Origin of the sequence: Gimesia maris, from assembly GCF_008298035.1 — a bacterium.
GTDB lineage: Bacteria > Planctomycetota > Planctomycetia > Planctomycetales > Planctomycetaceae > Gimesia > Gimesia maris.
The window spans coordinates 2,092,744-2,105,380 of record NZ_CP042910.1 but is presented as its reverse complement, the minus strand read 5'-3'; the positions used below and the strand labels follow the sequence as shown (position 1 = coordinate 2,105,380).

Genomic DNA, 12,637 nt, shown 5'->3' with positions numbered 1-12,637 from the left:
ACCTGGAGACGCTGCGTAAAACTTGCCACAGTCTTTAAGACAATTTTCTGATCCATTGTCTTCTGATCGGCTGCATCCATTGTCCACGAACTGCCCTTAATGAAACGAATATTCATCCTTGTAAGCTTTCCTGTGTGAGAGATCGGAGCCAGACAGGTCAGCCTGATTGCCATGCATTCGTGCTTGACTGCGCCACGGTCATGTAATACTTTATATTACATGACACAAAACAGCAAATTATCTGGGATTCTTCACATTCTGCTTCACATGGCCGAGCATCCAGGCCCTGTCACATCAAAAGACCTGTCCGAAATGATGGTCACTAATCCGGTAGTCATCCGACAAACCATGGCAGGCCTCAGGAAGCAGGGATATGTAAAATCAGAAAAGGGACATGGCGGCGGTTGGACGCTGGCGTGTGATCCCTCGACTGTGACATTGCAGGATATCTACGCAGCGCTCGGGAGCCCGTCTCTACTTGCCATAAGCAATCGAACGGAATCGCCAGGATGCCTGGTAGAACAAGCCGTGAACTCTACTCTCCAGCAGACCTTCAACGAAGCAGAGGAACTACTGCTTTCCCGTTTTGGTGAAATCACGCTGGCGATGTTGATCGCAGAGTGTCACGCAAATGCCACAGCTCGTGGAAATAACTCGCAATGTTATGGAGCCTCTTGATGGATCAGCACTCCTCTGCCCCACCAGACCCGTTCTCTGATCCTCAAAGTGTAGCACGATATAAAGAGGGGCCGCCGCGCATTGTGCCCGGGTTTGCTGACATGCAGCGCATGACGACTCTCATCCTTTCTGAATGTGTTCCGCAGAAAGGTCGGGTGCTCGTCGTTGGAGCAGGAGGTGGATTGGAGTTACAAACATTCGCGCAGGCACACCCGGGTTGGACCTTCGACGGGGTTGACCCGTCTGCTGAAATGATCCGACTTGCCGAGCAGACTTTGGGACCGCTCTTGTCGCGTGTCCGCTTGTATCCGGGGGAAGTGGACATGGCTCCGGACGGACCGTTTGATGCAGCAACCTGCCTTTTAACGATGCACTTTGTAGAACGGAAAAAGCGGCAACGTATGGCAGTTGAAATTCGCCGCCGGCTGCGCCCCGGATCGCCTTTTGTGGTAGTTCACATGAGTATTCCTGATTATGAAGATGCAAAAGCACGGGCTCACTGGTTGTCGCGCTATGCAGCCTTTGCGGTCAGTTCCGGAGTTGCCCCCCGGAACGCGGATACTGCCCGGGCCACAATGGAATCACGTTTAAATATTCTCACTCCCGAGCATGACGAAGCGATCTTGCATGAAGCGGGATTTTCGAACATCAACCTGTTTTATGCAGGATTCACATTTCGTGGCTGGGTGGCATATGCCTGATGCAATTCAGCCAGGCACCTCTACAACGAGTTCAGCAGTTTGAATCTGAGTTCTGGAATACATCATATTTAACGATAGCGTCTTTCGATCTATTATACCCGGTCCCACTGGCCCCGGAGACGCTGCAATACAACTCGAAACAGTCGAAAGTTGATCTCCTGTCAAAGCAGTAACAGGGGAAAAGATCCATTCCAATACCGACATGACTGTTGTTGAGAAAAGAGAAACGTGCCCGTCGTGAAGCTCAGAGGCATTGACAGAAATCACGCAGTTGCCAGCCACCCATCATGCTAGCTACCCGCCAAAGTAAGCACATGAAGGTGACTGGCAAACTACGTTAACTCATGTCGAGAAAAAAACTGAACCTCCCACTCGCATGGGCATTGGTCATGCGCAACTGATAAAACTCAGGAAACCAGCACGACGGAACACGACTCTTCATACTGATGATCAAGCACGCTTTCAGACGACCATTTTCTGGAACCGTTTTGATCACAAGATGATTCCCTTTTTCTCAGGTAATAAATTTGTCAGGATCACGAACACGAACGGACTCAAGATAAACAGTAATCGCATGTGTTTCAAAACGTGGCTGACGACAAAAGTCGACAATGGAATCTGCAATTTCATCTGTCGTAATCATTTCGATCCTGGTCTGCGAATGATCCATAAATGGTTCATCATAAACCTGGTGATGTCCCTGCCCCCAGCAGTTCATACACGTGAAACCTTTGATACCCAGCTTTTGAAAACTGGTTAACATTTCCTGTTCATAATGGGCTTCGGTAATCACAATCACTTTTGCCAACTCTATCGTCGCTGTCATGTCACTAATTCCTGTGAACGTAAGTGAATCCGCGATGTATGTTTAAAATGAATGAGTGGATTGTCAAACTGAATGCAATGGAGAAGCACCGCTTTCCAACCCACTCATTCACTGGTGAAGTTTGCTGATATCTCTCTACTCGATTTTTTTATGGGAGTGTCTGCAGTGGATTCATTTCTACCGGAAAGCCTCTCTCACACTTCCTCTGTCTTCTGATTCAGCCCCTTACCTGCAAATCGGGCTGCGCTCATTGTTGTCATCTTTTCCAGAGTCATGCCACTGGAAAGTTTTTCATAACCACCTGTGCAACCAACATGTAGACGGGAATACCGATGGTAACGTTGTAAGTAAACGTGAGCCCCAACGATGCTGCCAGAGGCAGAGTGGGACTGGCTTCGGGGATGGCAAGTCTCTGCACAGCTGGTACAGCGATATAGGATGCTGCTCCACACAAAACGGCAAAGAGTGCATAAGTCCCCAGGTCAAACGGTTGCCCCAGAACGATACTGTAGCCATGGGCCACCAGAATTCCAATTATTGCAAAGACGTTTGGAGCAAGGACACCAAACATGATGAATCGCCAGCCAGCGGTCTTCAGGTCTTGCAAACGACGGCAGGCTGTAATTCCCATTTCCAGCAGGAACAGACACAACATACCGTGAAAAATATTAACAAACAAAGTATCGTCTGCCCGTGTGACCGCCTCACCCTGCAGTCTCCCCAGAAATCCGATAATAATCCCGCCAAACAGCAGGTAAAGACCGGGATTCAGAAAAACTTCATGCAGAAGCTCTTTACTGAAAACGGGTTGTTTTTCCGTTTCCCCATCCAGTTCAACTGCCAGTTCCTGCTTTGTGGCAGTCACTGTTTGTGTTCTCTCAGCAACAGCCGCCATAGAATGGCCATGCATGCGACTTCCCTCATATCGAGTTAACGGTTCGCCGTCTTCATCGACTGTAATTTCTCCACCACCGTCTGCTCCTTCCATCGCTAACGCAGAATGGACGGCAGGTTGATAGCCGGATTCATGAGGCATATTCCCCTGGGGGTCCATACCTTGCTGGCGTAAACGCGATACGAGATAAAGGGCAACCAGACATCCCGGGATTTCCATAACAGCTAGCATCACTGGCATATAAGCAGCGTAAGCGATATTGGCCGCAGTAATCACACCCAGACAGGTCACAAAAGTACCAGCAGAGTCTGACCCGTAAAACCCGGCGACAGTAGCCGCATCAACCTGACGCAATTTCGTCGTACGTTGCAAAATAAAATAAGCTATAGCACCAATACTCAGGTTTGTGATGAATCCGATCGCCATGAAACCCAGCGCCTGACCAAACTCGGCTAAAGACAGCGAAGCCAGTTCTTCCCCCCCGTGCCAGCCAATAGCAACCAGCAGGTACAGAGTCAGCCCCTGGTACACGGCTTTTGGAAATTCAAACGGCACCTTCAAAACAGGTATCAAAAAACCCATATAGAAAAACAGTAGAAGCGGTTTAAAAAGGTTGTGAGCAAAATTATGAATGAATTCTTCAAACAAACCAGTGCTCCTCAACTTGGCAGGTGCGATCGGTACGATTTCCGATCAGGGGATTGATCACTTAGAAGTTCACTCAATATTGCGAACATGAATTGAACAGGTTTGCTTGTAGCAATCAGCATACCGGTAAATCCAATCAATTGATTATGCAGGCTCCAAACGAGTGATATGCCTTGAAATGTAGGGCATTTACATTTGAAATTTTTATATGCGTGTCTGTTCGAAGCTCAAAAGACTGGAATCCATTCCTATACCGCCAGATAAAACATGCAAGATATTGCACCTCAAATGCAAGACAATGCAGACCCGTCAAGTGAAAAACCAGGTGCGTGCTGTTCGTACCGAGTTCAACCATCATTACCGGCTGGTGACTCAATTTCTGCTGAGGTCACTTCAGAAAATTCATTACCAGGCGATTCGATAGAATCTGGTAGACTTTATCCTGCTGAAATTTCAGCACTGATTTTCAGAAGTTGATACAAAACTTCCTGCTCTGCGTCCGATTGAGATGGACAGAAAAAGCTGGCGGTACGTGGTGATGTGTTCTGATATGGGGGCGCGGAGCCAGACGGTACCGGAGTGATACAGCGTGGGCAGGCGATGATTCAGTGAGAGATTTTCACCGATAGATAGCTGAAATGGTGTTTTAGACTGTGTCCAGTTTTACCGTAGCGTCTCCAGGGCCATTTGGATCGAGTATCATAGACGGGGACGCTATGATTTAACGTGACGCGTTCTAGATCTGGGTCACCTGTTCCTGTTCGCTGCGTTGCTGTTCGTCGACTGCTTTATGGTGTTCCCAGTTCCCGGCAGCTCCAGAACGTCGCTCATCGAGATTTTTCAAGACACTGGCCTTGCCATAAAGCAGGACGCGATCGTTCACTTCCAGACGTGTCCCTCCCCTGGGAGCCCCGACATAGCTTGTGTCCGGTTTTTCAATCCCCAGCACCAGGATCCCTTCTGAATCCAATTTCAGCTCAGTCAGTTTTTTATCGGCAAGCCAGCCGTCGGGGTTCACATTCAGTTCCACCACGAGGTAGTCGCCCGTCAGATGGAGCAGTCCTGCGTAATCTCGAATTTCAAGATCAGTCCAGCGCTGGAGCGCATTCTGAATCACCCGGGAGATACGATGATCAATCCATTCACTGTAAGCAAGCATCCAGAGTAATGACAAGCCAGCAGCGAGAAGTGCAATGCGTAACCAGAGGCCTGTACTGGAATCTGCACCGACAAAGGAAATAATGAGAGAAGAAATTGCCGTTACGATTCCCGCATTACCGAGAATCATCAGTGCCATGATGATCCGACGACGAACAGGGTGACGCATCACTTTTTCCGTCTCACTTGTGGTGAATCCGGTACTGGTAAATGCAGAGCGTGCCTGAAATCGTGCCAGTGGAGTGGAAAGCCCTGTCAACGTTAATGCGACTGTTGCCACTCGAACCACAATGATTGATACGACAATAATCACTATCAGTGAAATGATCGCAAACATGGTTTTTTCTATTCAATGCAATGTTTAAAATAGTTGAACTTGCTGCGATTCATTATTTTTTCGCTATGACCCAGACTGCATGCACAAGCCCGGGAATGTAACCACACAGAGTCAAGACAATATTCAGCCAGAAATGCATTCCCAGTCCGACTTGCATTAAAACTCCCACTGGCGGCAAAATGATTGCCAGGATAATCCTGACCACATCCATGAAAGTAGAAGATTGTGGTTGAGCGTGTTGAGGGTAGTGAGTTGACATCGCCTGTTTCCTTTCTGAATTGCTTAAAGCAATCTGTTGTAGTGCCCCTTGAAACGGAGTCAGATTTCACATTGGTTCCAGGGTGCATCGCATTTTACTATCGTGTCTGTCAATCTATTCGACTCGGCCCAGAAGGTCTCGGAGCCGCTATAGTAAAACTCCACACACTCTGACAACGAACCTGGTTTGATTCCGGATCAAATTTTCAAAGTGATTTAGTGGATTAAGAAGCACATCCCATACCAATCCCCCAGCAACGTGAACATAAACTATATAAACGTTAAAAACAGGGGTATTATAAGGTTTAAGCGGTAGAGGAATCCATTAATGGAGCATGTTCCTGGCAGCAGCGCGACCGGCTTGAATGCAGAGCCATCAGTTCAGAACGACTCGGGTGAGGTATTTACTGACTTGCTGATAGGAACCATTTATTGTGCAAATCAGGAATTCTCAGATTTCCATGCGGAGAGCTCGCTATTGAGCCGTGTGAATTCCGACTCAAGAACGGGAATCACAGCAGGTACTTCCAGAAGCTTTCCCTGGCGTCCATATTCCTCGATCGTTTTCGCCACTTCCACGGCTGGATAGGCATTAAAGTTAGCACATAGTCCTTTCAAACTGTGTGCTGCACGCGTCAGTTCTTCCGCATCACCTGCCACTGCCTGTTGATTGATTTCTTTCAGTAGCCCGGGGGCGTCTTCGAAAAAGAAATTGACCATATCGTTGAGGATTGTCATATCATCACCGACTCGTTTGAGGGCGGCCCGCATGTCAATTACGGGCCTGGAATCTACTGTGGGCGGTTTAGATGGGGAAGGCTCCTGCAACAGTTCTTGTTCTGACTCCTCAAGAGAGACTTTTGAACTCGCAAGACTATTCTCGGGTAAATTGGTCTTCTGATGACGCATTGCCAGTCGCTCCAGTATCAAGATCAGTTTTTTGGCATCTATGGGTTTAGAAATATAGCTATCCATGCCAGCCGCTATACATTTATCGCGATCCCCGCGCATCGCATAGGCTGTCATTGCAATAATGGGAGTGTGCACACCAGAACCATATTCGTTCTCACGAATCATGGCTGTTGCCTGCAAACCATCCATCGTTGGCATCTGCACGTCCATCAATACCACATCAAATGACTCATTTCGCAGACAATCAACCGCTTCACGACCATTATCGGCGATCACACACTGATGCCCCCGTTTCTTGAGGATCGCGTTAATCACTTTCTGGTTTGCTGGAGTATCTTCTGCCACCAGTACTCGCAAAGTCTGTTTTGATTCTCTGATCTGGGACACGCTGGAACTTTCCAGTTGAGGCCCCTTCAAGGCGGTCATGATGGCATCCAGCAGATCTGATTGTGACACCGGTTTTTCCAGAAATGCGGAAATATCCAGGCCCTGGCATCGTTCACTGAAAATCTGGTGATCGGCAGAAGACAGCATCAGAATGGTCGCTGAATCAAGCAGTCCTTCTTCCCGCGCCTGTTCCAGCAGCATAAAACCATCTGTTTCCGGCATCAGGGCATCCACAATCACCAGTGGATAAGATTTCTCTTTCTCGCTGAGTGCAGAGAGTTGGTCTAATGCTTCCCGCGCAGAGTCAACGGGTGTCGGAGACATGGACCAGTTGGTCAGCATTTCTTCTAAAATGACACGATTCGTCTGATTATCATCTACCACCAGTACCGGAAGATCACGTAACTCAGACACTGAAGCTTTTTCGTTTCCCTGGACTGATTCTTCCGGTTCTGCCACCGGTAAAATCACCTGGAAAGAGAAGCAGCTCCCTTCTCCCGGTTCACTGGTTAAGTACATTTCTCCATCCATTAAGCCGATCAGTTCGTGACAGATCGCCAGCCCCAGGCCTGTTCCAGAATAATGTCGCGTTGTCGATGCATCCGCCTGTGCAAAAGGAGCAAAAATTCGTTTCTGATCTTCCACCGCGATTCCAATACCCGTATCAGACACGCTGAATTCCAGCAGAGCCTTTTCTCCCGGTTGAAGTCTGGGAAGCGGGATTTCACCTGCAGGCTCAATCAGTTTGACATCAACAACCACTTCTCCCTGTTCTGTGAATTTGATCGCATTCCCGGCCAGATTGGTCAGAATCTGACGCAGGCGGACCGGGTCACCCAGTACCTGAGACGGTACCCGTTTATCAATGCGGCAGATTAATTCCAACCCTTTCTCACAGGCACGCAGCGAAAGCGTTTTCACTGCTTCGTCAATCATGACCCGTAAGCTGAATGGAACAGGTTCCAGTTCAAAATGCCCAGCCTCCAATCGCGAAAAATCCAGAATATCATTCACAAGCAGAAGCAGTGAGTCTGCTGAATCTTTTGCTGTCTGCAAATAATCCCGTTTAAGCGGTGTCAGGTTTTCCTGCAAAGTCAATTCAAGCATCCCCAGGATCGCATTCATGGGTGTGCGGAGTTCATGGCTGACATTGGCCAGAAATTCGCCCTGCGCGCGTGTTGCCTGTTCAGCTTCATCCTTGGCTTTACTCAGTTCCTCTTCACGACGGCGCCTGGCAGTGATATCTCTCTCGATACTCGATGACCCTACGACCTGTTGATCCATTCCACGTATAGGGGAAACGGTAATAGCCACATCGATAATGGTTCCATCTTTCCGCATGCGTCTCGTCTGAAACTGATCCAGCCTGCGTCCCGTTTTCATCGCTTCCAGTATTTCAGACTCTTCACGAGCCATTCCGGGAGGCAGCAGAATTGATACGGTCTCACCGATAACTTCTTCTTCCAGCCAACCATATATAACTTCGGCTCCATTATTCCAGGAGGTGATTGTGCCATCGGGTGCTTTTCCAATAATGGCATCCCCTGAAGAATCAACAATGGCGGCCAGCCTGGTACGTTCTTCCTGCCACTGAACCCTTTCAATGACATGTCTGATCAGATTACTGACCCCGCGAGATAATGCCAGTAGATTCAGATCCGGAGAAATGAGCCTGGTATTAAAGAACTCGACCACGGCGATCACATCGCCATCGAGTTTTACTGGAAATGCAAAAGCTGACCGAACACCCAGTGCGGCAAAGTCTCGCTTTTGAGTAATGATTTCTTCATTTTCAAAGTCTGTCACCCAGACAGGTTCACCGCGACTCCAGACATATCCTGGCAGATCTTCTCCACGCACAAACGACTGCTTCTCTGATTCATCCCGTAAGTCCAGAAAATGGTCTCGATTTGCCAGATGCCAGATTCGTGACGAGACAAGACGATTTCCTCCCTGGTGACGCAGGTAAGCATGACCAATGGGCCAACCTGAAATATCTCCCAGGTTGGCAACACAAATTCTTAACGCATCTTCGAGAGCGTCGCTTGTCGATGAGGAAAAACTCGCCTGTTGTAACAGGGCCGCCTCAAGTTTCTCACGGGCAATAAGCTGCTCCGCTTCTTTTCTGTCAGAAACATCTCTTACAAAAGCATTGAAAATAACCTGACCATGCCATTCAATTTGTGTGATGATCATTTCAACCGGGAATTCATGACCGTTCCGGCGGAGCGCTGTCAATTCCATTTTATTATTAATCAACCGCCCTTCCCCGGTAGATTTAAACTGCCGAAGTCCATCCTGATGCTGGGCGAGATATTGAGGAGGGATGATTAATTCCGCGACCGCGCTTCCGATTGCTTCATCTCGAGACCAGCCAAATATTTCTTCGGCCCGCCGATTCCAGTCAACGACATCACCATCTATATCCATGGTGATAACCGCATCCATTGCGGAATCAACAATTGTCTGTAATCGGCCATCGGAAGCCCATAAAGCATTCTTCGGGAATTCTGGCTTTGAGGAAAGTCCCATGCGTTTTCATGCCCGACTGGAAAAAAGATTAGAATTCTTGTGAATTTACTGATGAGGGTATTTACTGAAGCGGATATGACACCAATTTAACAGAATGGAATTATTATTTCCATGACAACCTGTAGAGAGCAGGGATTCAGTTGAGGGGGATTGTGATAATGGTATCTTGATTGTGCTGAGCGGTTCCAGCATTAAATATCGTGGCTTTTAATTTATTCCACTCGTCTATTTACCTGGGAGTGTCTAAAGCCTCTGTTTGATTACGATTGATATCTGATTCTTCCTCGACTGACTCTTCAGAATCGATCGCATCTTCTGTCTGGTTCATCAGCTTTCTTCCTTCTCTCGCTGCATCCTCAACGAGTTCCTCTCCTTTTCTTACTGCTTGTTCCGTATCTTTTTTAACTTCGTTTTTATGGATTGTCATAGTTGCGCTGTCATCCAGGTCAGCAAACGAAATCCAACCTCCCACCACCATGGCGACAACCGCTACTATGATCAGAACGATGATGATTACGTTTTGCATCTGATTTCTCCAGTATGTTGAACAACGACCGCAAGCACATGACAGACCAAGCCGATGGCACTCTTTTGAATGCCATCGGCCAGTCGTCTCAGCAGTTTCGAATCAAGCGTATATCGCTTTCTTCAAATACTTATTCTGTGGGAACTCTCTTACCTGTCAGCAGACTGATGACAGCTAATACGAGAAAGATAAAAAAGCAGATCTTTGCTGCGCCATAGGCCATGCCGCCGACCAGACCAAAACCAAACAGACCCGCTACCAGTGCAATTACTAAAAACATTAATGCCCAACTCAACATGGTGATACCCTTTCAATTTGTGGGATTGTAAACTCCTGCGAAACCAGGTTCTAAAGCCCGATCCGGCTGGTTGGATTGAGGTTCAAATTTGCCAGCCGACCAGGTATGCCCCTGGTTCATTCGATTTGCTTGTTTCAATTTCATTCACATTGCTGTGATAATACAGGACTTCGCAATCGCTGTGCCAAGCTGAAAGTACAATACGACAAATCGACGTAAGCCATTAAACAAAAGCATGTTGGAGCACTGATAAAATCCGTACAGGATTCTGAATTCACTGTTTGGTAGTGGAAAATCGATTGCTGATCGCTCGATGGGAGACGCGCCTGGGCGTTAAGCGACCGCCAGGCTGTGAGCAGTTTTACACCAGCGGCTTCAGGTCGAGTTAGAGCGAGCTGATAGAGCAAGTGACGCTATGATAAGATGTGACGCGATCTAGACTGTGTCCAGTTTTACCGTAGCGTCTCCAGGGCCATTCAGATCGAGTATCGCAGACCGGGAAACGCTATGTGTAAATGTGACGCGCTCTAGTTCTCATCTATACTGACGGTTTTCTCAAGGGAGATACCAAACTGCGCAATGCGATCACGTATCTTGCCGCGAGTGATTCCAAGAATTTCGGCAGCACGTGTCTGATTACCGCTCGTTTCATTCAAAACGCGAGTCAACAGATATCGTTCCATCGCTTCCAGTGTTTCGCTGTATAGATCTGTAGATTGTTCCGCAAGACGCTGATCCACGAACAGACGTAAATCAGATAATGGCGAATCATCACCATTGATATCAGCTTGAGGCTCTGATGGAACCGCCTGCGTGCTGAACCGTCTGGATAATTCATCTGGTAGAAAGGAAGGAACAATGATGGGAGAAGTGCTCTTCAACAGAGACTGCCGAACCACGCTTTGAAGTTCCCTGACATTTCCAGGCCAGGGATACTGAATCATCATCTCCAGAGCTTCTGAAGAGACCCCTTCTGTTTCTGTACGCCCCATTTCAAAACATGCTTCATTCAGATAATGCTCGACCAGCAATGCGATATCATCACCCCGTTCACGTAAAGGAGGCAGCGAAATTGTCATTCCATTAAGTCGGTAGAACAGATCTTCACGGAATAAACCCGCCTTAACCATCTCTTCCAGATTGCGGTTCGTGGCTGCAATAATACGGACGTCGGTTTCAATCGTTTTATTACCGCCAACCCGTTCAAATCTCTGTTCCTGCAACAGACGCAGTACCTTTCCCTGAGTCAGTTGTGACATATCTCCCACTTCATCAAGGAAGATTGTCCCCCCATTACATTGTTCAAATTTACCGATTCGCTGTCTGTCTGCGCCTGTAAAGGCTCCCTTTTCATAGCCAAACAGTTCGCTTTCCAGAAGTGTTTCCGTGAGCGCAGCACAGTTGACGGCCATGAAACTGTCTTTGGAGCGGGGACTATGCTGATAAATTGCCCTGGCAACAAGTTCTTTCCCAGTTCCACTTTCTCCACGAATAAGAACATTGACGTTTTCCGCTGCGACACGCCCAATCGACTTGAATACTTCAAGCATTTGTGGACTACGCCCTACAAACTGATCCCCTTTACTGGCTTTAGTATCACCCACCGGCAATGCAACCGGGATATTCATCAGCCGACGTGTCTCAATAGCCTTCTGGACCAGCTGATTCAATTTAGGGAGATCCAGAGGCTTGGCAAGATAGTCAAAGGCCCCCAGTTGCATGGCTTCAATCGCAACATTACTTTCACTGGAAGATGTAATAAACACGACTGGTAAACGTCGATCAAGTTTATGGATTTCGCGAAATACGTCTAAACCGGATACCGAAGGCAGCATAATATCCAGTAGAACAACTTCAGGAGAACTCTCCCGAATCGCATCCATCGCCTCGTCAGCGGTGCCAGCCGTGATGACATCGACGTTCATTTTTTCCAGCGATCGACGTACCATCTCGAGTACCGTGCGATCATCATCCACCACTAATGCCTGAGACATAATTTATTCCAAACTGATTCAATATTTGAAAGGATTTCTTTCACAGAATTTTTCTATTCTAGCAATCTGATTTCTGTTTTACAAAGAGTCAGAAAATAAAACCCTGGCAATTCGTTTTCCTTGTGGACGATTCAGCGTCTCGAAAACTGATAACCTGGTCTGTAAATGAAGAATTTAAATCGAAAACCGGTTTGTGATAGATTGACTGTGTATAGCTCTGCGTTACACTTTAAGCATCCATGACCTGCTCCCGGAGTATGGTCATCAGCAGGCCTATGACAGCCCTGCGGCGAACTAACCATGTACGCCGCAGGGCTTTTTTTATTAATCTGGCTGCCTTTCATCAAAGTGCTGACTGATGGTCAAGCATCGCGGTTTCTCAGCGGTCGATCACATTATTTAGTAAATGAATTAACTGAGCCAGAAATTAATTCTGAGAATAATCTGAATTCAGCATTTTCGTCAGTAAAACAAAGAACCTTCTGCA

General features: G+C 47.6%; 11 protein-coding genes. 2 read left to right on the top strand and 9 right to left on the bottom strand.

The genetic code is table 11. The features are described 5' to 3' along the window. Positions 1 to 219 precede the first annotated feature (219 nt). Both GmarT_RS07980 and GmarT_RS07975 read left to right on the top strand, forming a co-directional pair. A complete protein-coding gene (locus GmarT_RS07980; protein ID WP_044239106.1) occupies positions 220 to 678 on the top strand; it encodes an Rrf2 family transcriptional regulator in 459 nt (152 codons plus the stop codon). Then, positions 678 to 1,379, top strand: coding sequence for a class I SAM-dependent methyltransferase (locus GmarT_RS07975; RefSeq protein ID WP_002647846.1), 702 nt, complete (start codon positions 678 to 680; stop codon positions 1,377 to 1,379). Before GmarT_RS07980 ends, GmarT_RS07975 begins: the two co-directional genes overlap by 1 nt. A gap of 514 nt (positions 1,380 to 1,893) precedes the next feature. On the opposite strand, the gene GmarT_RS07970 is transcribed toward GmarT_RS07975, so the two are convergent. The 9 genes from GmarT_RS07970 to GmarT_RS07935 form a co-directional block, all read right to left on the bottom strand. Beyond that, positions 1,894 to 2,205 (bottom strand): P-II family nitrogen regulator, encoded by a 312-nt coding sequence (locus tag GmarT_RS07970; protein ID WP_002647849.1) that lies wholly within the window; start codon positions 2,203 to 2,205, stop codon positions 1,894 to 1,896. 271 nt (positions 2,206 to 2,476) lie between these two features. After that, positions 2,477 to 3,748 carry a sodium-dependent bicarbonate transport family permease gene (locus GmarT_RS07965; RefSeq protein WP_002647852.1) on the bottom strand — a complete coding sequence of 424 codons (1,272 nt, stop codon included), beginning with the start codon at positions 3,746 to 3,748 and terminating at the stop codon, positions 2,477 to 2,479. Positions 3,749 to 4,484: 736 nt separating this feature from the next. Then, the gene (locus GmarT_RS07960; protein WP_002647854.1) at positions 4,485 to 5,243 is read right to left on the bottom strand and encodes a TrkA C-terminal domain-containing protein; all 759 of its coding nucleotides are present in this window, start codon (positions 5,241 to 5,243) and stop codon (positions 4,485 to 4,487) included. A gap of 52 nt (positions 5,244 to 5,295) precedes the next feature. Further along, positions 5,296 to 5,454: a YqaE/Pmp3 family membrane protein gene (locus GmarT_RS07955; protein ID WP_002647855.1), complete on the bottom strand. Its 159-nt coding sequence runs from the start codon at positions 5,452 to 5,454 to the stop codon at positions 5,296 to 5,298. A 488-nt stretch (positions 5,455 to 5,942) separates the two neighbouring features. Then, positions 5,943 to 9,332, bottom strand: a complete 3,390-nt coding sequence (locus GmarT_RS07950; protein ID WP_002647856.1) for a PAS domain S-box protein — start codon at positions 9,330 to 9,332, stop codon at positions 5,943 to 5,945. 229 nt (positions 9,333 to 9,561) lie between these two features. Further along, positions 9,562 to 9,858, bottom strand: a complete 297-nt coding sequence (locus GmarT_RS07945; RefSeq protein WP_002647857.1) for a hypothetical protein — start codon at positions 9,856 to 9,858, stop codon at positions 9,562 to 9,564. 130 nt (positions 9,859 to 9,988) lie between these two features. Beyond that, positions 9,989 to 10,156 (bottom strand): DUF1328 domain-containing protein, encoded by a 168-nt coding sequence (locus GmarT_RS07940; protein WP_002647858.1) that lies wholly within the window; start codon positions 10,154 to 10,156, stop codon positions 9,989 to 9,991. A 12-nt stretch (positions 10,157 to 10,168) separates the two neighbouring features. Next, the gene (locus GmarT_RS30200; protein WP_002647859.1) at positions 10,169 to 10,300 is read right to left on the bottom strand and encodes a hypothetical protein; all 132 of its coding nucleotides are present in this window, start codon (positions 10,298 to 10,300) and stop codon (positions 10,169 to 10,171) included. 383 nt (positions 10,301 to 10,683) lie between these two features. Then, positions 10,684 to 12,150: a sigma-54-dependent transcriptional regulator gene (locus GmarT_RS07935; RefSeq protein ID WP_002647860.1), complete on the bottom strand. Its 1,467-nt coding sequence runs from the start codon at positions 12,148 to 12,150 to the stop codon at positions 10,684 to 10,686. Positions 12,151 to 12,637 lie beyond the last annotated feature (487 nt).